Source organism: Candidatus Woesearchaeota archaeon (assembly GCA_030651375.1).
Taxonomy (GTDB): Archaea; Nanobdellota; Nanobdellia; order Woesearchaeales; family UBA12501; genus JAUSFM01.
This window is the reverse complement of record JAUSFM010000016.1, coordinates 146,642-166,844: the sequence shown is the minus strand read 5'-3', so window position 1 is coordinate 166,844 and position 20,203 is coordinate 146,642. Positions and strand designations below refer to the sequence as shown.

Below are 20,203 nucleotides of genomic sequence, written 5' to 3'. Positions count from 1 at the left end.
CCACTGGACACTGGACAAACACCCGCGCCAGGTATATAAACCAGTAATTCTCTGTTCTAAAAACGAAAGATATAAATATATGACTTGCCAAGTCATAGGTGATTAGATGCGAATACTCATTGACGACCTCAACATCTCTTACAGCGAAAAGGTTCGCCTCATCAAGACACTGATGAAACGGGAGTCACTTGAGGAGTATACTGAATTGCTCAAATGGAAATTACAAACACTTTATTTGCATGAGGGTGTATGGATGGAAATTTGCCGGATTGATAATTATCCTCATGAAAATCAGCAGGGAAGCCATATCCATCAGCACGGGAAAAAGGAAGTCATTCGCGTTTCCTTATCATTTGAGGAAGCAGAAGAACGCATAGAAGAGATAACCAAAAGAATACTACAAGAAAAATTTAATGAAATCATAGATTTTGAATAGGAGAAGATACTCATGCACTACAAGATAAAAATCGTGGAATCAGTGAAGAGATATAGTCGCGAGCTCAACGAAAAGGCAATGAAAGGGCTTCTTGAGGAACCCGAACGTGGAATGGTCATGACCCCGGAAACATTCAGCAAAGTATTCAGCCCGGAACGTATTAAGCTCCTTCAAAAGATTCACCGAAATAACATCAGAAGCATTTATCAACTTGCCAAAGAACTTGATAAACCCTATGAAGTCGTCTTCAGAAACATAAAATATCTTGAAGGAATTGGATTAATCAAACTAACAGAAAAAGATAACAAAAAAATACCTCATCTACAGAGCGAATTAACGATAGATATGTTTCCACATCAAGAAATGGTAGCATAATGATAGATTACCAATAACGATTTAAACCACCTCTGTTCGTTGTGTTGTATGGCCATCGGCTTTATCGTCTACGGAACCTATCGCACGCAGGGAAAAACAACCAAGGTTTATCTATTCGGCCGTCTGTTGTCCGGCGAAAGCTTTCTCATCATTAAGACCTGCCGCCCGTATTTCTACATCACCACTGCAGACACAGAAAAAGCAAAAGCTCTGAAAGAAGCTGCGGCGTTTGAATTTACCAGCACCGACTTCAAAAACTTTGCTGGCGAGCCGATGACCAAAGTCACGGTTCAGATTCCCGGTCAAGTCAAAGACGTGCGAGACATTTTCGTCAACAAAGGAATTCAACATTATGAAGCTGACATTCGTTTTGTCACGCGTTTCCTCATCGACCACGAAATTCGCGGCTTGGTCGAAATTAACGGTGAATACCGTGTACCGAATCCAGACACCGAGTTTGTGGACGTTGTATTTGACGAGCCCGATGTGCAGGGCCCTGAGGACACGAGCCAGATTCCTGAATTAAACGTCATATCGTTTGACATTGAAACAACCCCAGATGGAAAAACCATCTTATGCCTTTCGCTGTACGGAAAAATAAAAAAAGACAATGAAACAAAAGAAATCACCAAGGCATGGATTATCAACCGCCACGCCGTGACCGCTGATACGGTGAAGGATGAAAAAGAGCTGCTTGAAAAATTCACCAAAGCAATCAAAGAATTAGATCCGGATGTGCTTGTCGGATGGAACGTAATTGATTTCGACCTCGCCTTGTTACGTGACAAGTACAAACAGTACGGGCTTCCGATGGTTCTCGGCAGAATGCCGGGCGAATGCAAGCTTGATATCCAAGAGAACTATTTTTCCGACTCAAAAGCAGACTTTCTTGGCCGGCAGGTGCTGGATGGCATCCACCTGATGAAAGGCGCGTTTGTGAAACTGGAAGATTACAAGCTCAACACCGCGGCGAAACATTTTCTCGGCAAGGAAAAAACCATTGTGGGCGAAGACCGATTTCTGGAAATTCACTCGCTGTACACAGAAAATCCGCAGAAACTGGTTGAATACAATATTCACGACGCCGAGCTCGTTATTGAAATTCTTGAAAAAAGCAATGTGCTCGGCCTTGCCATGCGGCGCTCGATGCTTGCCGGCATGTTTCTCGACCGCGTCAAGAGTTCGGTCGCGTCGCTGGATTTTGTGTACATCAGCGAAGCGCGCAAGCGAAAACTCGTTGTGCCCAGCGGCGGCTATGCTGAACGTGGCGAACGTATTAAAGGCGGATTTGTGCAGGAATCAAAGCCGGGCGTGTACAAGAATATTCTCGTGCTTGATTTCAAGAGCCTGTACCCAAGTATCATCCGCACGTTCAACATTGACCCGAAAAGTTATGTTCCGCCAAACCAACGCCACTTGTTCAATTCGTCACAAGCAATTATCGCCCCGAACGGCGCGATGTTCAAAAATGAGGACGGGATTTTGTCTGACATTCTCAAAACGCTCTGGGCACAGCGTGATGCTGCAAAGAAGCGAAAAGACACGCTCGCGACGCACGCCATCAAGATTTTGATGAATTCAATGTTTGGTGTGCTTGCGAATCCAAGCTGTCGATTTTACAATCTTGAGGTTGCCAATGCGATTACCCATTTCGGTCAGCACATCAACAAACTGACGACGAAAAAAATCAACGAAAAAGGATATGAGGTTATCTATGGCGACACGGACAGCGTGTTCGTCAATCCAAAAAAAGACACCAGCGAAGAATCCAACAAAATTGGCGAAGAACTACAAACCTACATTAACGACTTTTACAAAAATCACGTTACTGAAACCTATCACCGAAAAAACGTGCTCGAAATCCAGTTCGAGAAACTCTACAGCAAATTCCTCATGCCGCGTGTCCGCGGCACTGATGTCGGGGCAAAAAAGCGGTATGCCGGCATTCGGGTGGTTGACGGAAAAGAAAAACTCGAATTTGTCGGCATGGAAGTGGTGCGCCGAGACTGGACAGAACTCGCAAAAAAGTTCCAGACCGACGTCTTGAATCTGGTGTTCCGCGACGAAGATCCGAGTATCTATATCAAAGAATTCATCAAAGATTTGAAGGCGGGAAAACACGATGCGCTGCTGGTGTACAAGAAAGCCCTGCGCAAAGAAGCATCAGAGTACACCAAGACCACGCCGCCGCATGTGAAAGCAGCACGGATTCTCGGCAAAAAAGATTTCGGCATCATTGAATACGTGATGACGACCAACGGCCCCGAGCCGATTCAGAAACGAAGCAGCACGATTGACTACGAGCACTACATTGACAAGCAGGTCAAGCCGCTGGCCGACAGCATTCTGTGCTTTTACGGCACGAGCTTTGATGACCTCATCAAAGGGGCACAGAAGAAGTTGTTTGATTTTTGAGCACCTCCACTATCCTCCTATATTCTCCATCCGCACAAACTTTAAATAACCGTCCGCAACCCCTTGAATAGGAACAAGAGCAAAAAAGCAAAACAGAGCCAAAAAGGGTTGAACTATGAAACTGACGCTTGCCGAGCCACGCTATCTGAAAGACAGTATTGCAATCATTTCTGAATTGGTTAACGAGGGCTCGTTCAAAATTACTGCTGATTCCATCGAACTGGTTGCCATGGACCCGGCGAATGTTGCCATGGTCATTTTCAAGCTGTTGTCCAGCGCGTTTACTGAATTCGACGTGGACAAGCCCACCGAGATTGCTATCAACCTTACCAACCTCAAGCAAATTCTTCGCCGCGCAGGCCCCAGTGACACGCTCACACTTGAGATTGAAGAAAACAAGCTCAAGATTACGCTTCGCGGCACCACCAAGCGAACCTTCTCCCTTCCGATTATTGATGTCGAAAGCAAGGAACAGCGTGTTCCAGAACTAAACTTCGGCACGAGCATAAAAGCACAGTCTCGTATGCTCAATGAAGCCATCGAGGATGTTGACATTGTGGGCGAAAGCGTGAGCTTTTCTGCAGAAGCCGGAAAATTTACCGTCGCCGCAGAAGGCGACTTGAGCAAGGCGCACATTGAGATCAAGCACGACGAGAACACCACCATCAACATGCACGACACCGGCCCATTCCGCGCAAAATATTCCATTGAATACCTCAAGAAAATGATCGCCGGCAGCAAGCTAAGCGATGAAGTCATGATACAATTCAACAAAGACTATCCCCTGCGGCTTGACTACAAGGACATTGACAAAGTTTCCTTGAGCTTTATTCTCGCGCCACGCGTTGAGAATGATTAGTGTTAGTGTTTAAGGTACTATCTATCACATTTTCTTTCCATATTTTGCAATCAACAGTAATCCCGCTGCAAAAATCCCCGCGCCAACATATGCCAGTATCGGCGACAGCGCGAGTTGTTGGAATGACACCAGCAGCCCCACTACGATCGCGCCAATCGGCATAGCAAAGGCGAGCAATTCCGCCTCAAACTGCGCGGGGAGCGGTGAATGATTCTCATGCGCCACAAAAATATAGGTCACCGCGCTCGGCGGCACCAGCGCGAAAATGATAAGTGACAGCTGTTGCATGCCAGTAAAACCGAATAGCACGGATGCACCGTAGCCTATCATCATGCCGAGCCCGGTTTTTGCCATAATCAAAGGAAGAATGTTTTTCATGTGCGATGCTTTCCATTCAAATGAAATGCCAAGGAGCATCATGATGATAAATGCGCTTGCGTCCGCAAGCACCTTGAAAAATTCATGCATCAGAGGCGTTTGGAGGTGAAAATAACTCACACCGAGCCCAGCGATGGTTGCCCAAATCACCGGTTCGTGAAAGAATTGTTTCAGCGAATTTTTCAGCTTGACGTGGTGGTTAGAAAGCCGTGCAGCAATCATTTTGTCGATGGAAAACAGAAAGAGGATATTGCCGATGTTGAACAGCGATATCGTGACCAACCCTTTTTCCCCAAACAGCTGCATCAAAAACGGGTAGGCAACTGTTGCAGGCGCGAGCGTCGGCATCACAACCAAAAACACTGTGCGCATGGTGCGGTTCAATTTGATGTAACGTACTATGAAGTAACTGATTGCGGCAAAGGCAACCACAATCAAAAAGCCGACAATGGGCAACAGCAGATATTCTTCTTGTAGCTCAATCGCCGAAAAAGCAAGAAACACGCTCGCTGGCAAGCCGACTTTGACGAACAGGTCGCTCAACAGCGGCACTTGTTTCTGTTTCACTGCCTTTATTTTTTTCAGGAAATAGCCCAGCGGCATGATGGCAAGAATGGCAAGCACTTTGACTACCGTTGGAGTAAAAATTTCCATGAATGGCCTCTTTTTGAATATCATTATTTGTTGTTTTTAAAAATGTTTCCAGCACCATCTTTCAAACCTCCAGCTTCAAACATCAAGCCATAAAAAAACCACAACATTTAAGAACATCGCGGTCTTTAATTCTTGTATGGCGGATGAAGAAAATCAGGGTACGGACAAGCAGCGCAAGAGCCGCGTGCTTGTTGCCATGAATTACGTCCTTATCCTTGTGATTGTTGTTGGCATCGGCATGGTGCTGTTCAAGAAGCCAGCAGCCAGCGACAATGGGCTTGCCATTACTGGCAGCGCTCCAGCCGATGTGTGGTGCCAGACGCACACTACAAAGGCAGACTGCGAAAAAGTGTGTGACGGCACGCCATTTGACGCGTATGCGACGTGCACCGCAGATTGTTTCAAACGCCTTGATGAATGCAAAAAGTAACTACTTATTTAGTCAACAATACTAACCAACAATACTAAAAAAGGTGATGCTCATGCCAAAATATCGTGGTGTTGTTTTGTCGTACAAGCCGTATAGTTCACCTGCGGCAAAGCGCTATGATGCATTGGGCGGCGGCACCGTGCGCGTGCTCGACCATAATACATTCCGCCAGATGAAAATGCGCAGCGGTGTTTCGCTGAAAATTGGGGATGTTGTTTCTTTTGATGACATTGGCGGCTTTGCGCAGAATGTGGTCAAGGCGCCTGACCGGCGCAGCAGAACACTGTTGTACAAGAGTTAAAAGTAAGAGTTACGAGTTATTCATTTCTTTTTTGTTTGTATATTTATACGATATATTTATATATGCTCTTTTGCTGAATACCCTTTATGGAAAAGGGGGACAGCCATATCAGTATCTACGGGCGCTTTAAGCGCTTTCTCGTCAAGGCATGGCGTATTCTGCGCTATGCAAAGCCGTACTGGCACATGGTGCTGCTCCTATTCATCATTACTGCTCTGCTGTCAATTCTTTCCCTTGCCGGGCCGTACTTGGTGAAGATTCTCCTCGACGACATTCTGCCGTACAAAAATGTGGGCTTGCTCCTCCAGCTGATGTCCATTTTCATTCTCATCTTTGTGGTGAAGACGCTCGTTGGCATCTGGCATTCCTATCAGACCACACGGCTTGTTGAAACCATGGTGCTCGATGTAAAAACCGAGCTGTTCGCCCACGTCGAGGATCTTGATTTAAGTTTTTATCACTCGAAAAGTGTGGGGGACATTCTCTACCGCCTTGATGAAGACGTGTATAGCATTGATTCGTTTATCAACCTCATCGTTGATATGCTGCTCCTGAATCTGCTGACCGCAATTTTTATTCTCATCATCTGCTTTAACCTCAACTGGAAAGTCACGGTTATGAGCCTCGGATTTTTCCCGTTCTTCGTCATTGCGCAAAAATATTTTGGCGACAAAATCCGCAAGCAAAAGCAGCGCATTATTCTGCGGCTTACCGACATGCTGTCGTTCCTCGAAGAAAATATTACTGGCATCAAGGCTATCAAATCTTTTGCGCTTGAAACAAAAAAACTGGGCGAATATACCGACAAGACGAAAAAACTCATTCGGCTGAACCTGCGCATGGACCTGCTCGACAGCTTTTCTGAAGCAGTCGTTGGCATCATCACCTTCATTCCGCTCATTGTCATCCTCTGGTATGGCAGCTATCAGGTGATTCTCGGCGTACTCACCATCGGAAGCCTCATTGCCATCTACACCTACATCGGCAAGCTCTTTGACCCTATTGCCAGCTTGGGCAGCATGAACATTGCCCTGCAGACAACCTTGGTGTCAGTTAACCGTGTGTTCCAGTTTATGGATACCAAAACAAAAATAAAGGAAAAGCCGAATGCCGTCGAGCTCAAGAATCCACGCGGTCACATCGCTTTCAAGGCAGTGTCGTTTAGTTATCCTCATGCTGAACCCGTGCTTGAGCGTATCAATTTTGAAATCAAGCCGGGCCAGATGTTTGGGCTCGTTGGGCCGAGCGGCTCCGGCAAAACCACGGTCGGAAATTTGATGTTCCGCTTTTTTGATCCGACATCCGGCAGCATTACGATTGACGGGCATGACATGCGCGACCTGAAAATAAAATCAATCCGCGACGCCATCGGTATCGTGAGCCAGGAATCAATCCTGTTCAACACCACGCTGAAGGAAAATATCCGGTTCGGAAAAACAAATGCGTCTGATGCTGAAGTGATCCGTGCAGCGAAACTGGCGCACATCCACGAGTTTATCATGAAACAGCCCAAGCGCTATGAATCAAAAGTCGGCGAACATGGCGTGAAGCTCTCCGGCGGCGAAAAGCAGCGCATCTCCATTGCGCGCGTGTTTTTGAAAAATCCAAAAATTCTCATTCTCGACGAGGCAACCTCATCCCTTGACTCGGAATCAGAATACCTTATCCAGCAGGCATTACAGCGCGTGACTGAAGGGCGAACAACGCTCGTGATTGCCCATCGGCTTTCCACAATTCGAAATGCAGACATCATCATCGTGCTCAAAGACAAGAACATCAAAGAACAGGGCAGCTTTGCCAAGCTCATGAAAAAGAAAGGGCTCTTTTATTACTTCTACAAAACCCAGTTTGCCAAAAGTGCGATAAAGCGGCACCAGTCGAACCAGTTGGAAGCTGAAGAAACTGAAAACGCTGATAACCAAGAGCAAGAGAAATAACAAAATTTATAAAATTGGTTTGGTTCCCCATTCGTATCCTAAAATGATTTTAAACTGAGGTGAACGTATGGTACGCGCAGTCATTACTGAATTGTATCCGAAGAGCCGTGCAGGCACGGCGAAGCTCGCCGGAAAAGCAAAGCTTATCGGCAGCGATGAAATTGTCGAGTGGATTTCTCAGGAATCCCGACCGTCAAAGGCGAGCTCAAAATTTGGGATTCGCGTCGGCATGCAGGTAACCGGCGCCAAGCGGCGTGGCGACAACTTTTATGAAGTCAGAGTGCCTCCCGATTCAACTGCGCCGGGAAAATACTGATATTTTCCAATCTCTCCAGGTGCACCAATGGCATATATCGTCGGAAAAGTAATCAAACTCCACCAAAAAGACAGCCCGGGAACCCGCAAATCAACGGGCTTAGTGCGGTTGGATGGCTCAAAAGAAGTGCTTGAATTTACCGGCATCATCGGTCTTAGTAATGCTGATGTGAACAAAACAAAAATTTTCGGCACTATCCTTGGCGACACCGATGGCACTCGGCGTATGACCAAAGTAAAACGGTTTTAACGGTTTTATACCAGTTGTACGGTTATACTATGGAACACGCGATGATTATCCAACTCTTTTCCCGTTTCCGTAGTTCCAGTTTATTGGTGCAAGGGATTGCACGGCTTGATACTGGGACTCTGGTTGAATTTGCAGGCTTATTTGATAGTGCCGAAGAAAAAAAGCTCTTTCACGGTGCGCCTATTCGCGGCCACTTGAGCACTAACGTGTTGCGCAATGCAGAACTGGTCTCGTACTCTCCCTAAACTAGCTGGCGGATTTCTTATCTGCCTCCTTATTATCAATATCATTCTTTTTGCCCTGCGCAGAATTTCAGTGCTGCTGTTCTGGATAATTATCGGAGTTGGTTTTATTGGCATGCACCTTCTCAAAAAACAGAAGAACACATAAAATCAAAAACAGCAAGAAAAGGACTAAAAAATAAAAATGATTAAAAAATAATTACCTACCTTTTCTTTCCGGTTGAGCTGCTGCGCATTGCAGTCTTCAAATGGCCCGAGTCAAGGTCGAATTCAAGTGCAGGCTTGTTTCTTGAGTCGCTACTCACTGCGCTCGACACCAGTTTCCCTGATACGCGCTGACCGTGAACCAGCACTGACTGCCATAACCGCGCGTCAGTACGTATATTATACAAATTTTCGCCAACCTGAACTTTTTTTGTTGAACTTCGGAAAATTCCTTCAACCATATCCAACACCTCGTTTAATTTTAATAATACTATGATTGGTTATGTTTATAAATCTTGTGCTGTTTGCGCTATCTGGGCAACCGTTCCAAACCGCAGGTGGCGTCCCTGAAGCTCGTCAATTACATACACTTCACACGTTCCCAGTTTGCGAATAAACGGGCTCAAAACAGTTCCTCGGCTCATATCAGTTCCTTCAGCAAGCGCATTGAATGAGGGCATGACAATCAATGTTTTTCCATGATAGGTTCCCTTGAGAAAACATTTGTATTTTTCACGCCGCAGGCGGGTGCCGATGGTTATTGCCGGATGCTCGTTGCCAATGATGATTGTTTTGGTATGGTTGTCGTTCATGATTTTTTCAAAATCATCAGGAATTACATTGCCATGGATGAACAGGCAGGTGCCTGCAACAAAGTACTGGACCAGTTCTACAGTTCGCTTTCGCGCAATCGGCCCGATAATCGTATCATGATTTCCTTTGACAATAACCGTGTGGGGCGACGCGAGACCAAGTAGGTCAAGAAACTGGAGTGTTTCCCGCCATTCCTGGTCTGAAATCGTGCCAAACTCATGCTTGACATCGCCGTTGATAAGAATTGTTTGTATGCCATGTACTCCGCTCTTTTTTTGTACTGCCTCAATTATTTTTTTTACGCGTGTGCACATTTCATCGAATTCAAACCGAGGAACGAGTATGCCACTCTTGCCGAGCGCTTCCTCATAGCCAATATGCGTGTCAGAAATCGCGAGCAGTTTTTGTTCTGGAATCCACAGTGCATGGCCAATCAGTTCAATGCCTGTGCTTATTTCAAGATGTTTCATGTTCCATCACACTTCATTCTCCTTGTCAAATTTCTTCATGCCTTTTTCATTCCTATTTTTGCCAGTGTCATCTGGTGCATACGCTTCAAAAACTCGGCGCGGTCTTCCATGCGGAGCAGGTCAAGATGGCCTTGCAGCACCAGATTGAGGGCAAACGGGGTCGGAATTACCGTCTGAATCTCTTCAATTTTTATTGCTTTGTTTTCTATCAGCCGGAGCACGCGCGTTGCCTGCTCAATATCCATAACCTCTTCAAGCACTTCTCGCTTGGTTTCCTTGATAACAAAAAAATCAGGTGAAATTCTGCGCACGGCGCTCAACAAAATCATCGAGCTGATATGCTGGCGCCCGACGTTTTTGTGGAATCCCTTGTACTGGCGCAAAATCATCAATGCACGTGCAGCACACTGCCGGAACCGGCGGATAAGAATTTCTGTTTTATCCAGCGCCTGATTCAGCACCGCGCGGAGTTCGGTTGATTTCAACAGTTTAAATGCCCGAAGCGCCTGCACTTTTTTCTCACAGCGCAAATAAAATCCATTGTCTGAAATGCCCATTTCGATATCACGGTGCTGGGTTCTGCCAATCGCAAAGCCCAGCGCGCGGGACAGGCAGTCATTCACCCGCCGCCCGAAGAGCGTGTGGAAAATAACATACTTATTTTCATGTTCATCAGTGTAATGTTCAATAATAATCTTGGTGTCCGAGGGAATACTCTGCACATAATCAAACTGCTCCTTGAAATAATGATACAGCGCCGTTGCCGCGCGCTCATCAACATACAAATAGGTATTGAGCCATGCAAGCAACTCTTCTTTTTTCTTGCCTGCCTTGAACTGGTCTTCCATATAGCGCCGGAATTTTCCAATCTCCATAGCAAGGTCAAAACTCAACGGGAGCATTTCTGAAAACCATGACGGCACGGTCGGCTGTTTGCCCTGCGCCGGCTGGACCTGCGTGGTCATGCCCCGCGCAAAAAGAAACCGGTAGGTTTCGCCGCCGAGCACAAAAATGTCATTCGGCTTGAGGCGCTCAAGAAAATGCTCGTCAATCACGCCGATAATTTTTTCGCCGACCTTGACCTTGATGCCGCTCTGGTCAGGAATCGTGCCGATATTGGTCATGTGGATGACCCGTGAGAGTTTTCCGCGTTTGCCCATCATGCCGGTTGCCTCGTCGTGCCATATTTTTGCATAGACATGGCGGTCTTCAAGTGAGATAAATCTTCCAGCGAGGTACTCGACGATTTGCATGAAGTCTGCTTTTTGAAGTGTGCGGAAACAATATGCCTGCGTCACCAGCCGATATGCGTCATCAACGCTCATCACGTCTTCCAGCGCAAGCCCGTGAATATGCTGGACAAGCACATCAAGGCAGTTTTCAGGAATGTGGATGCGGTCAATTTTTTTCTCAAGCGCTGATTTCAGCAGCACGCTGCATTCAACAAGGTCATCGCGGTTTAACACGACAATCCTTCCCTTGGTCGTTGCGTGCAGCTGGTGGCCGCTTCTGCCAATTCTTTGCAGTGCACGCGCCACTGATTTTGGGCTGCCGAGCAGCAGCACGAGATCGATGTAGCCAATGTCAATGCCCAGCTCAAGGCTCGTGCTGCACACGACACACTTGAGTTTTCCCTGCCGGAGATTTTCTTCAAGCTCGAATCGGTGCGGCTTTGAGAGACTGCCGTGGTGCGCGCCGATGTTTTTTTCGTCGTAATCCTTTGGAAAAAATTCCTTGAGTGTGTGCACGACTCTCTCGGTTGCCGAGCGGGTGTTGGTAAATACAAGCGTCGTGCGGTGCTGCTGGATAAGCTCGTGGAGTGTTTTGTACAGCTCTACCTGCATCAGCGCATGGCTCGTATCAATCAAGTCATCAACCGGGCTGATAACTTTCAAGTCCATCTCTTTGAGAAATTGCACGTCAACAATCACACACGGCCGCAGCACCGGGCCGGTGGGAGTGTGGTTCTGTCCGACAAGAAATTGTGCAATGTCTTCCAGCGGCGCAATGGTGGCAGATAGTCCGACGCGCGCCATACCCGGGCTCAAGCGCTGGAGCCGCTCGGTGCTGACCGCAAGGTGCACGCCGCGCTTGTTGTCCGCCAGCGCATGAATTTCATCAACAATAAGCCACTGCACACTGCGCACATGTTCCCTCATTTTTGGCGATGTCAATATAATCGCCAGCGATTCCGGCGTGGTGATAAGAATGTGCGGCGCGTTTTTTGTCATCTTCTGCTTTTCGTGTGCGGTTGTATCGCTGGTGCGCACGGCAACGCGGATGCCGAGCGGCTTGCCGGCGATTGCTGCGATTTGCTCCAGCGGCTCCTTGAGGTTTTTTTCAATATCATTGTTGAGCGCTTTCAGCGGGGAGATGTACACTGCATACGTCCGGTTTTCAAGAATGCCTTTTTCAGCAGAATCAACCAGCTCATTGATGACCGAGAGAAACGCGGTCAGGGTTTTTGTCGCGCCGGTCGGTGCAGAAACAAGAATGTTTTTTCTGCTGTGAATCTCAGTTACACTAAATAATTGTGGCAGGGAAAACTCTTTGAATCTGGAAAAGAACCACTTTTTTACGAGCGGGTGAAGTACGTTGAGGAGGTCGGCTTCAGTGCCGGGCTGTTCCTTCCGCTGAATAGGTGATGCCATATCCTGACGAGAAAAAGAAGGGCTTTAAAAGTCTTGCCGTACGTCGTTTAAATACCGACACAAATAGAACCATCATCTTTAAATAAAACACCTCATTTCGCCGCTTTCATGAGAACCACTCTTCACGATATCCTCATAGAAGAATCAGCAAAAAAAGCTCTCAAAAACCGCGCTGTAGCACGCGGTGATTTTGAATTACAGCTGCGCCATATTGATCGGGCATTCCATCGCCGTTTGCCGGAGTTGCTTACGTTTAAACTTTCTGCTAAAACGATTGCTGGGATCGACTATCTTGTTACCTCCGGCATTGTTCGCCGTGAAGTGGCTGATGACTACAAGGCACAGCTTGTCAATTTTGAGCACGACCATTTTGGCAGAGGCGGCGAATATTATAAGCGAGGCCACCGCATTGCTTCTTGGGTTGATGATGGTTTGTTCACTGCAGTGGTTGCTGCCACCACTATCTTCTGCGGCCCACTTGCCAATTCAGTTATGCAAGCAACTCCTCCTGGCCAAGGCCATGATGCTACCCTCTCTATTCTCGCGTATAGTTTGACCACAGCTCTTTCAGCGGCCATGACTCATGTTGGGTTCCGGTTTGTCCGTCTTGGAACCAATGCGTTTGTTCACCGTTACGAAACTCATGACGCCTTATATGTTGAAGGCGGCTTCAAAGACGATCTTATTCATCTCGATCGTGCAACACACGATTTTCGTGATCGTCTCACTTCGGCAGCGCTTCAAAAACCTGAAGGCGGATGGCTGCGCCGCGCAACATCAACGTATTCTCATGCAGTCTCTTGTCTTCGTGACGCTGTTAAGGAATTGGACGCATTTCGGAAAAAATCCGAGTATTTTAGCGCGGAACATACAACGTATGTTAACAATCGTGCCACACTTGTAGGCCACATTGCATCTCTTGGGGGCCCTGCGTCTTCACCATCTGCGCAAAGGGCATATACCAGGCTCCGTTCTTCTTCATAACAATCTTTAAATAAAACACCGCTCACCATGCATTCATGAAATGCCCGTTCTGCCCTTCTCCTGAAACCAAAGTGGTTGACAAGCGCGAAATCGAGAATGAAGCAGTTACGCGAAGAAGACGAGAATGCCTCAAGTGCGAAAAAAGGTTTACCACGTACGAACACATTGAAGTCGTCAATCTCAACGTCGTAAAAAAAGACGGCAGGCGGGAAAAGTTTGATCGTAACAAGCTCAAATCCGGCATTCTGAAAGCGTGCGAGAAGCGCCCGGTGTCCGGCGAAAAAGTTGACCAAGTTGTTTCTGATGTTGAATACGAGCTCATGGGAAAAGAGCGTGAGGAAATAACCACCAAGGCGCTCGGCGAGCTCGTGATGCGCCGGCTGAGAAAACTTGACAAAGTTGCCTACATCCGGTTTGCGTCGGTGTACCGCGACTTTGCCGACATTACCATGTTCAAAAGTGAGCTGGACAAGCTTACACCTACTAAAAAAGAAGACCAAAAAGAAGAACGAAAAGAAGAAAAGGAAAAAGAGGACAAGGGAGTAGCATGAGAAAAATAATCGCCGTCGTCGGCATGTGCGGCTCGGGAAAATCACTGGTCTGCGACGCCATCGAAAAAAAAGGATTCACGAAAATCCATTTCGGCGGCATTACCATGGATGAGGTGAAGAAGCGCGGGCTTGCGGTTTCTGAAGAGAATGAAAAAAAAGTGCGCGAAGAGCTGCGAAAAAAATACGGCATGGCGGCGTATGCCAAACTGAATCTTCCAAAAATAAAACTTCTTCTCGAGCGCGGCAATGTGCTCATTGACGGGCTGTACAGCTGGAGCGAATACAAACTGCTGAAACAGGAATTCGGCGACAAACTTATGGTTGTTGCCGTGCACGCGTCGCCAAAAATTCGAGCAGCACGGCTTGCAACACGCGCCGTCCGGCCATTGACATCCAACGAAGTTGCTGCGCGCGACGCCGCAGAAATTGAAACGCTTGAAAAAGGCGGGCCGATTGCGATGGCGGATATTGTTATCAGCAATGAAGGCACCACACCTATGCTCCAGAAACAAATCAAACAGCTCATTCGCATCCTCAATCTTTAAATAACCCTACTCATTTCTCAACTGTATGGCACTCACGAAAGTCCGCAAGCGCGATGGCCGCGTGGTTGATTTCAGCCCGGAAAAAATAGCAGAAGCCATCTTTAACGCCGCTGAATCAGTCGGCGGCAAAGACCATACGCTGGCAGAACAGCTTGCACAGCATGCAGTGCAGCACCTTACGCAGAAACACAAAGAAAATTCCATTCCCACAGTTGAAGAAGTCCAGGATGCTGTTGAAATCGCGCTCATCGAGACCGGGCACGCCACGACGGTAAAAGCGTTCATTCTCTATCGGCAAAAGCGGCGCGAAGAGCGTGAGGCAAAATCAAACATTCTCAGTGGCAAGCTCGACCAGACCAAGATTGACCTTAATGGATTAAAGCTGCTCGAAAAGCGCTATCTTGCAAAGGACGCAGCGGGCAGTGTCACTGAAACCCCTGCTGAAATGTTTCAGCGCGTGGCAAAAGCAGTTGCCGCAGCCGACAAGAAGTACGGCAAGACGAGCGACGACGTAAAAAAATGCGCTGAATCATTTTATGAAGCGATGAAAAATCTTGAATTTCTGCCGAGCACCCCGCTGCTGATGAACGCCGGCACTAAGCTTCAGCAGTTGTACTCTTGTTTTGTTATCGGCATCGACGATTCAATTGAAAGCATTTTTGAAGCGGTGAAGGAAGCGGCTATCATCCACCACGCGGGCGGCGGCACGGGCTTTTCCTTTTCTCGGCTGCGGCCGCAAGGCGATTCGATATCGTCGTCAACCGGCGCCAGTACTGGCCCGCTTTCGTTCATGACCATTTTTGACGCTGCCACCGAGCACGTCAAGCGCGGAGGCAAGCGTCGCGGCGCCAACATGGGTATTCTTCGGGTGGACCATCCCGATATTCTTGAATTCATCAACTTCAAGGCAGACGGCGTCACCATGACTAACTTCAATCTTTCCGTCGGGCTCACCAACAAGTTCATGCGCGCGGTGAAAAGCGATTGGGACATCGAGCTTATCAATCCGCGGACTAACGAGCCCGTGAAAAAAGTGTCATCAAAATCATTGTTCGACAGCATCCTCGCCATGGCATGGAAGCGCGGCGATCCCGGCATCGTTTTCATTGATCTGCTCAACGAAAAAAATCCAACACCATCAGCCGGCGCTATCGAAAGCACCAGCCCTTGCGCTGACCAGCCGCTGCTGCCCTTCGAGGGTGCAGTGCTCGGCTCCATCAATCTGACGACGATTATCCGCGAGCCAGTGGATGACGAGAGTGATAAAGAAAAAGAGAAGGAAAAAGAAAAGGATAAAGACAAGGACAAAGAAGCCGACCGCATCGACTGGCTGAAGCTCCGTGCGCTCGCCCATCTCGCGGTGCATTTCTTGGATAACGCAATTGACGTCAACCAATTCACCTCTGCAAGAATCAAGGAAGCGACGCTGAAGACGCGCAAAATTGGCATCGGCGTGATGGGCTTTGCCGACCTTTTATTCCATCTTGACATTCCTTACAACAGCGACGAGGGAGTTGCACTCGGCGAAAAGGTCATGAAATTCATCCGCGACGAGGCGCGCGCGGCATCTGCTCAGCTTGCTGCAGAGCGCGGCGTATTTCCCCTCTGGCCGGAAAGCATTTACGCAGAGCAAAAGATGAAACTGCGCAACGCTTCTCTTACCTGTGTCAGCCCGACAGGTTCTATCAGCCTTATTGCCGGCGTGAGCCCATCGCTTGAGCCGCATTTTGCGCTGTGCTACCAAACCTTGGTGCTGGAAACCGAACTCGTCAAGGTGAATAAGGTGCTTGAAGCAAAACTGCGCACCGATCAGCTCTACACTCCCCTGCTCATCTCCGAAATTGCAAAGAAAGGAATACAAACTGTTGACCTGCCGCGGAAATACAAAAAAGTCTTTATCACCGCGCCTGAAGTGCCGCCTGAGTACCACCTCAAAATGCAGGCGGCGTTTCAGAAACACTGTGACGGTGGCGTATCAAAAACAATTAATTTTCCCCGCGACTGTTCCATCGAGGATGTGCGCACGGCCTACATGCTTGCGTGGGAGCTCAACTGCAACGGCATCACGATTTACCGCGATACAAGCTTGAGCCATCAGGTGATGGAGAAACTGTCGTAAACGGAAACTGTTGTAAACGTATAGATTTCATGAGCTAAATCTTTTTAAATTCCTGTGCAAAGAAAACAGTAAAGAGGCTGCGCATGGTTACCAAAATAGAAACACCCATTGTCGTCGAGGGAGACCAACGCAAGGAAAACCTCGGCATGGTCCACGTCATCACCGGCGACGGCAAAGGGAAAACAACGTCCTCCCTTGGCCTCGCGCTGCGTGCCATCGGCTCGGGCTACACCGTTTGCATGATCCAATTTCTAAAAAGCGGCGGCACCGGTGAGCTGTACGCGACAAAACACCTGCCTCATTTTACCATCGAACAATTCGGCGCTGACGCGTGGAAAGAAAAACAAAAAGCGCAAGCCAACCTGCTTGAAAAAGACAGCACCGGCCACTTTGTATTCCAACCCGATGCGCTTGAGCGCGAAGCAGCGCAGCAGGGCTTTCTCCACGCAAAAAAAATAGTGGAAGGTGGCGCATGTGACGTGTTGATTCTCGACGAGATAAACTGCGTGCTGGACAAAGGACTCATTTCAATGGCTGAGATTGTCGAACTCATCAAGAACAAAGGCAAGACCGAACTTCTTTTAACGGGCCGCGACGCGCCGAAAGAACTCTACGAACACGCTGATTATGTCTCTGTTGTTGAGCGGGTGAAACATCCGTGGCAGCGTGGGATACGAGCGAGAAGGGGGATTGAGTATTAAATCGTTAGTGGTGGTTCCATCGCCCGTGCCAGATTTCGCAAGACCATTTCCACTTTTGGCAGGTATGTTTCTGGATTCACCGGTTCTCCGTCCCGCGGATCCATGTTTTTACGACGAAACGCAAGTTGTATCTTCAGAGGGTCATAAGTATAATATGACACTCCCACAATCTGTTCACCCTGTGAGTCAGTTACGTACCAGGCTTCATCTGTTTGGCCCCAACTATCTTTTCTATCAAGCATCGTTTCAATATCAGCAACAGTGCCTTTTCTTGACGGGTCACATTCTTGTTGTGCTTTGAGAAGCACTTTTGCAAGCTGTCTGAGCGAAACTGATTTTGGAATGTTCCACCACACTTCCTCTGAAGATCCCCCATTTGGGGCTGTTACTAATTCAGTGACCGGATAAAAATACTCTTTCCCCTCATGTTCATAATACTGCTTCAACACCGTACGCAAATCATCAACAACAGCATTGGTTACTCTAGTTGTATCAAACACTGCTTTTTTCCTCACATAATTTTTATGCGGCCGCACGTCTGCATAGGCAGCGATAAAATTAACCATTTGTTGCAGCCCGTAGCGATAGACTCGTTCTTGTGCACCGTCTTCATTTGGAATTGGGAAATTATGGCTTGCCACGAGGTCAACCAGATGTGGATATTCGGCAAGCCTCAGTTTTTTCCCATGAAACAATGAAAATGAGCCGTCTATGACGTCAACCAAGGGAAACACGACTGAGCGGTACCTTCTGCCATTGTAGGTAAAGGAGCGGTTGACATGATTGAGTTGGCTCCGATTCCATGAGGGAGAAACATACAGCATTCCCATTTCACCCAACTTTGCTGAAAAACCCCGGTCAAATTCGGCGTATGTTATCCTCTGTTTCGGAACACCATCTTCGTCTCCAACCTCATTTTTTTGCTCATCAATAGGCACTTTGTTCAGCACAAACAGCGGGTGTATGTTGTCTGCTCGAACCCCATGGCTCTCGAAATACTTTGCAATTTTTGCAAAGCCGCGCAGCGCAATATCAATCACATTATGGTCAGGTGTTGCGACAATCAGCGGAAATAATCGGACTCCCTCTTCTCCTGCTCCTTTCATCAACGGCAGTATGGTGTAATCAAAAATCATGCCGGGGTGTGGTATCGGCGGCAAATCAACCGCAATAAACGCAGCATCGTGCATTTCTTCTCTCACGACTGCTTCCAAATCTGCTTTTCGTTCAGGAAATTCATACGTCAAGCCCGGAGGAATCACTGCCATGCGAGCGTGCGTTGCCGCGACATCCAACTGAACTCGTTTCAGCGCATCAGAAAAACCAAATGTCGTTGCCGGTGCAAGCTCAACATCAGCGACCACAATATCCTGTTCACCAATATCCCTGCATGCGTTGTCCGTTCCTTGCAGTGTTCGCGCAAGTGACGCTTGGTCATCAAAATCAACAATCCCCACTGAATACCGTTGTGCAAGAGCGCTGCACAGATCGGCAAGAACCGATGTTTTGCCGACACCGCCTTTGTTGTTGACGGGAAAGATGATATTTTTAACCATTCCGCTCTGCTATTTTGAGGAGGTATATATTCTTTATGGGACTCAAAAAGCTTTATATACCATTATCTTTCTCTTCGTTGTCATCGGGGACGTAGTATAACCTGGCTAGAACAATCGCCTCCAGAGCGATGAATGAGGGTTCGAATCCCTCCGTCCCCATCAACATTTTTTTGCTTCGCAAAAAACTGTTGTGCACGACGAGTTTCCGCCTCCGGCGGAAACAGCGCTCCGCGCACGGAAAAAATAAAAAAATAGGGGATACTAACTGATTAGCGGTTGGTCGTTGCGCGAAGCGCTGGGACTCCGAGCGAAGCGAGGATGTTTATGGCTGACTTAACAGAAGAACAGAAAAACGCAAGATTAAATGAACTAGTAGCTAAAGAAACGGATTGGTGGGCTGATACACATAGGCAGGTAAGGCTACTGACGCGAACAGTGCCAATTCTGATCTTGGGCGACCACTCATCAGATAACACAGAACTTAATGTAATGGAAAAAGTAATTGAAAACTTACGCACTCAATTTTATTCAGCAATACCCTTAAAAGAAGTTTCAAGAGAAGGAAATCATATCCATAACGAGAGACAAGCTTTAAAGCGATATCCGGTAATACTAAAACTTGAGAACAAAAAATCATGTGGTGCAGGAGCCATTGGCGAAAATATTTTAATTGCTGGTGACAAAAATATCCAGGAAAAGACTTATCTCTTTGTCAAAGAAACTTCTGAACTTCTAGAACGTGCCTTGTCAATAGACACTTACTTACTATATTTTCCACGGATCTACTTTTGCAAGGATGATGCAGACATGATTGACAAAGCAACCAAAATAGCCATAAGAGAAAGTTTTAGGTTAGTCTATATGTCACTCAATGGACAGGGCAAACCTTCTGGAGAAGCATAAACTTTATAAGTAAAAAATCCTTTATTAAGAAAATGGTCACTCTCAAATTTGATGAATGGATTAAAGCAATGGGCGATGTAAACACACTCAAAATACTTTTTTACCTCCTTGAATTTAATCCAAACGTCACAGTACAAGATTTACAAAAAAATCTCTCAATCTCTATTGAAGCGATTAAGGAAAAACTTAAAAGATTAGAAGAATTGAAAATAATTGTATGTTCAGAATCGAAATATTCACTTTCTCAGGATGGCAGGCGTATTGTAAGCAGTATATATCACGATATGGGAGAGGATCTTCCTCCAGAACTAACAGCCATAACTGTATAATATA

The 20,203-nt window shown here is 47.2% G+C and carries 22 protein-coding genes and 1 tRNA gene; 18 read left to right on the top strand and 5 right to left on the bottom strand.

Annotation, left to right across the window (positions count from 1 at the left end; all coding sequences use genetic code 11):
• The first annotated feature begins 106 nt into the window (after positions 1–106).
• The 4 genes from Q7R76_06895 (at position 107) to pcn (ending at position 4,085) form a co-directional block, all read left to right on the top strand.
• Positions 107–436 carry a hypothetical protein gene (locus tag Q7R76_06895; GenBank protein ID MDO8643273.1) on the top strand — a complete coding sequence of 110 codons (330 nt, stop codon included), beginning with the start codon at positions 107–109 and terminating at the stop codon, positions 434–436.
• A gap of 12 nt (positions 437–448) precedes the next feature.
• On the top strand, positions 449–811 hold the full coding sequence (locus Q7R76_06890; GenBank protein MDO8643272.1) for a hypothetical protein: 363 nt from the start codon (positions 449–451) through the stop codon (positions 809–811).
• Between the two features lie 48 nt (positions 812–859).
• On the top strand, positions 860–3,226 hold the full coding sequence (locus tag Q7R76_06885) for a DNA polymerase II (protein MDO8643271.1): 2,367 nt from the start codon (positions 860–862) through the stop codon (positions 3,224–3,226).
• Positions 3,227–3,341: 115 nt separating this feature from the next.
• Entirely contained in the window at positions 3,342–4,085 is a 744-nt protein-coding gene (pcn, locus tag Q7R76_06880; protein ID MDO8643270.1) for a proliferating cell nuclear antigen (pcna), read from the top strand.
• Between the two features lie 24 nt (positions 4,086–4,109).
• Here pcn and Q7R76_06875 read toward each other — a convergent pair whose 3' ends face one another.
• On the bottom strand, positions 4,110–5,117 hold the full coding sequence (locus tag Q7R76_06875; GenBank protein MDO8643269.1) for a hypothetical protein: 1,008 nt from the start codon (positions 5,115–5,117) through the stop codon (positions 4,110–4,112).
• Positions 5,118–5,253: 136 nt separating this feature from the next.
• Here Q7R76_06875 and Q7R76_06870 point away from each other — a divergent pair, with 136 nt between their 5' ends.
• The 6 genes from Q7R76_06870 to Q7R76_06845 all read left to right on the top strand — a co-directional run bounded on the left by Q7R76_06870 (position 5,254) and on the right by Q7R76_06845 (position 8,595).
• Positions 5,254–5,547 (top strand): hypothetical protein, encoded by a 294-nt coding sequence (locus Q7R76_06870; GenBank protein MDO8643268.1) that lies wholly within the window; start codon positions 5,254–5,256, stop codon positions 5,545–5,547.
• A 52-nt stretch (positions 5,548–5,599) separates the two neighbouring features.
• A complete protein-coding gene (locus Q7R76_06865) occupies positions 5,600–5,848 on the top strand; it encodes a hypothetical protein (protein MDO8643267.1) in 249 nt (82 codons plus the stop codon).
• Between the two features lie 86 nt (positions 5,849–5,934).
• Positions 5,935–7,785, top strand: a complete 1,851-nt coding sequence (locus Q7R76_06860; GenBank protein ID MDO8643266.1) for an ABC transporter ATP-binding protein — start codon at positions 5,935–5,937, stop codon at positions 7,783–7,785.
• A 67-nt stretch (positions 7,786–7,852) separates the two neighbouring features.
• A complete protein-coding gene (locus Q7R76_06855) occupies positions 7,853–8,101 on the top strand; it encodes a hypothetical protein (protein ID MDO8643265.1) in 249 nt (82 codons plus the stop codon).
• 27 nt (positions 8,102–8,128) lie between these two features.
• Positions 8,129–8,350, top strand: a complete 222-nt coding sequence (locus tag Q7R76_06850; protein MDO8643264.1) for a hypothetical protein — start codon at positions 8,129–8,131, stop codon at positions 8,348–8,350.
• A gap of 29 nt (positions 8,351–8,379) precedes the next feature.
• The gene (locus tag Q7R76_06845) at positions 8,380–8,595 is read left to right on the top strand and encodes a hypothetical protein (GenBank protein MDO8643263.1); all 216 of its coding nucleotides are present in this window, start codon (positions 8,380–8,382) and stop codon (positions 8,593–8,595) included.
• A 200-nt stretch (positions 8,596–8,795) separates the two neighbouring features.
• Here the strand turns inward: Q7R76_06845 and Q7R76_06840 are convergent, their stop codons facing one another.
• The 3 genes from Q7R76_06840 to Q7R76_06830 are packed head-to-tail and all read right to left on the bottom strand — an operon-like array spanning position 8,796 to position 12,511.
• Positions 8,796–9,038, bottom strand: coding sequence for a hypothetical protein (locus Q7R76_06840; GenBank protein ID MDO8643262.1), 243 nt, complete (start codon positions 9,036–9,038; stop codon positions 8,796–8,798).
• A 45-nt stretch (positions 9,039–9,083) separates the two neighbouring features.
• Positions 9,084–9,860 (bottom strand): metallophosphoesterase, encoded by a 777-nt coding sequence (locus Q7R76_06835; GenBank protein ID MDO8643261.1) that lies wholly within the window; start codon positions 9,858–9,860, stop codon positions 9,084–9,086.
• A 35-nt stretch (positions 9,861–9,895) separates the two neighbouring features.
• Positions 9,896–12,511: an ATP-dependent helicase gene (locus Q7R76_06830; protein ID MDO8643260.1), complete on the bottom strand. Its 2,616-nt coding sequence runs from the start codon at positions 12,509–12,511 to the stop codon at positions 9,896–9,898.
• Positions 12,512–12,619: 108 nt separating this feature from the next.
• On the opposite strand from Q7R76_06830, the gene Q7R76_06825 reads away from it, so the two are divergent.
• The 5 genes from Q7R76_06825 (at position 12,620) to Q7R76_06805 (ending at position 17,411) form a co-directional block, all read left to right on the top strand.
• Positions 12,620–13,495 carry a hypothetical protein gene (locus Q7R76_06825; protein MDO8643259.1) on the top strand — a complete coding sequence of 292 codons (876 nt, stop codon included), beginning with the start codon at positions 12,620–12,622 and terminating at the stop codon, positions 13,493–13,495.
• Between the two features lie 35 nt (positions 13,496–13,530).
• Complete coding sequence (gene nrdR, locus Q7R76_06820; GenBank protein MDO8643258.1) at positions 13,531–14,046, top strand: transcriptional regulator NrdR; 516 nt, start codon at positions 13,531–13,533, stop codon at positions 14,044–14,046.
• Positions 14,043–14,591: an AAA family ATPase gene (locus tag Q7R76_06815; GenBank protein MDO8643257.1), complete on the top strand. Its 549-nt coding sequence runs from the start codon at positions 14,043–14,045 to the stop codon at positions 14,589–14,591. The genes nrdR and Q7R76_06815 overlap by 4 nt, the downstream gene beginning before the upstream one ends.
• A gap of 25 nt (positions 14,592–14,616) precedes the next feature.
• Complete coding sequence (locus tag Q7R76_06810; protein MDO8643256.1) at positions 14,617–16,710, top strand: adenosylcobalamin-dependent ribonucleoside-diphosphate reductase; 2,094 nt, start codon at positions 14,617–14,619, stop codon at positions 16,708–16,710.
• Positions 16,711–16,793: 83 nt separating this feature from the next.
• The gene (locus Q7R76_06805) at positions 16,794–17,411 is read left to right on the top strand and encodes a cob(I)yrinic acid a,c-diamide adenosyltransferase (GenBank protein ID MDO8643255.1); all 618 of its coding nucleotides are present in this window, start codon (positions 16,794–16,796) and stop codon (positions 17,409–17,411) included.
• Here the strand turns inward: Q7R76_06805 and Q7R76_06800 are convergent.
• Positions 17,408–18,967 (bottom strand): AAA family ATPase, encoded by a 1,560-nt coding sequence (locus Q7R76_06800; protein MDO8643254.1) that lies wholly within the window; start codon positions 18,965–18,967, stop codon positions 17,408–17,410. The genes Q7R76_06805 and Q7R76_06800 overlap by 4 nt on opposite strands.
• An 85-nt stretch (positions 18,968–19,052) precedes the next feature.
• On the opposite strand from Q7R76_06800, the gene Q7R76_06795 reads away from it, so the two are divergent.
• The 3 genes from Q7R76_06795 (at position 19,053) to Q7R76_06785 (ending at position 20,199) form a co-directional block, all read left to right on the top strand.
• Positions 19,053–19,126: transfer RNA gene (locus Q7R76_06795), tRNA-Trp, on the top strand.
• 165 nt (positions 19,127–19,291) lie between these two features.
• The gene (locus Q7R76_06790) at positions 19,292–19,870 is read left to right on the top strand and encodes a hypothetical protein (protein ID MDO8643253.1); all 579 of its coding nucleotides are present in this window, start codon (positions 19,292–19,294) and stop codon (positions 19,868–19,870) included.
• Between the two features lie 32 nt (positions 19,871–19,902).
• A complete protein-coding gene (locus Q7R76_06785; GenBank protein MDO8643252.1) occupies positions 19,903–20,199 on the top strand; it encodes a winged helix-turn-helix domain-containing protein in 297 nt (98 codons plus the stop codon).
• Positions 20,200–20,203: the final 4 nt, after the last annotated feature.